General features: G+C 70.5%; 1 protein-coding gene. It reads left to right on the top strand.

Features of this window, described 5'->3' with window-relative positions; translation table 11 throughout:
* Positions 1–498: 498 nt before the first annotated feature.
* Complete coding sequence (locus BQ9890_RS14495; RefSeq protein ID WP_075893367.1) at positions 499–762, top strand: cell division protein CrgA; 264 nt, start codon at positions 499–501, stop codon at positions 760–762.
* Positions 763–1695: the final 933 nt, after the last annotated feature.

Genomic DNA, 1695 nt, shown 5'->3' on the forward strand with positions numbered 1-1695 from the left:
GGGCCCGCCGACGCCGCGCCGACACTTCCCCCGCGCGGGCGCCACCAGCGTGGTCCGCCCCCGCGGGTCCGGATCCTCCGTCCTGCGGCTCCCCCACCCCGCTGCCAGGATCGGCGTGGTCGGAGCTGTCCGAGGCGGCTGTGCCGTCAGGGCTGCCCGCGTCGGCCGTGCTGCCGGAGGTGTCGGAGCCGGTGGTGGTGCCGGAACCGTCAGTGCCACCGCTGTGGGTGCTGCGGGGGGTGTGCCCGTCCGGGTGGGGGGACACGGCCCGACCGGGTCGACGCGGCGGGTATGAGGGTGGCATCGGGGCCGTTTCCCCTGCATCCGCGCCGGGATCGACGGGTCCGGTGGGTTCACTCCCCATCTGCACCCCTTCCCGGGATCGGGACTGCTCACACTTTGGCCGCGATCGACTCCGAGACTACGCTAGGACCGCAATCACCGCACTCATGCGGTGCCCCCGGGCGTGACGCCCGACGATCCGTGCAGGAGTGTCCCGTGGCCGAGTCCAAGAAGCGCAAGAAGGGTGGCGTGGACGCCTCCGACGACACCGACATCAAGTCGTGGACCGACGGCATCCCCCTGAGCCCGTCGTGGTGGGCACCCGCGTTCATCACCCTCATGGTCCTCGGCCTGCTGTGGCTCATGGTCTACTACATCTCGGGTGGTTCCTACCCGATCCCGGGCATCGACTGGTGGAACATCGTCATCGGGATCGGCATCATGATGGTCGGGTTCCTCATGACGCTCAGGTGGCGCTGAACCCCGACCCCAGGTCCTCCGGAGGGGCCGTCCGCACTGCGGGCGGCCCCTCCGACTGTCTCCACGGTTTCCACCGTCCAGGTCCCTCCGTCCACAGATGGACAGAGTTGTCCACACCCCTGTCCACAGCTGGGGAAAACGACACCGGTGTGGTTCATCCCCCCACCTCAGGCCGTCGTCCACCGATCGGTGCTCCCGTGCCGGGGCAGACCGGTCTCCGTCCCCGGGGCGACATCCCGGTCACGCAGACGTGCACCTGTTCCCGTCTCGGGTCCATCCTCCCGGGCCAGCCGCACGAGAGCGAGAAGAGGTGGTTCCCCCTCTGGCCAGGAGGACCCGCCATTGATCCGGGCCCGACGCTGGGGTCGAGACGGCGGATCCCGACCGGATCCGGGCCGAAACAGCGCATCCTGACCGAATCCGGGCCGAGACGGCGGTTCTGGACGGGGGTGTTGTCACGAATCCGCTGCCTCGACCCGCCGGACACACCTGAGCGGAGCGTCTACGCAGATCAGGAGCTCGGCCAGTTTCACGGCCGGGTCGACGTGGCGGATCCCGGTCTCCACGGGGGCCGAGACAGCGGATCCAGACCGGATCGGGACCGAGACAGCGGATCCAGACCGGATCCGCGTCCGGAGGGACCGTGAGGTCGACCGTGGATGCCAGCTGCTGCAGCCGGTGACGATCTCAGCACTGCGACAGGGCAGTTCCGGGCCGGACAAGGCCCTGGGACCGTCACCCGGTGCAGGAGCGGTGCAACCGCCCGCACCCGTGCCCCGGCATCCACCCGGTCGGGGGCAGTCCAGCTCCCGGCGAGTGCGCCCCCGCCCCCACCCCGTCAGTGCAGGAGCAGCGCGTACGTCCCCGCCACCAGGCCCGCCAGGACCAACGCCATGGCGACGGTGGCCAGCACGGTCACCCTTGTCTGCGCCC

Source organism: Actinomyces provencensis (assembly GCF_900155435.1).
Classification (GTDB): domain Bacteria; phylum Actinomycetota; class Actinomycetes; order Actinomycetales; family Actinomycetaceae; genus Pauljensenia; species Pauljensenia provencensis.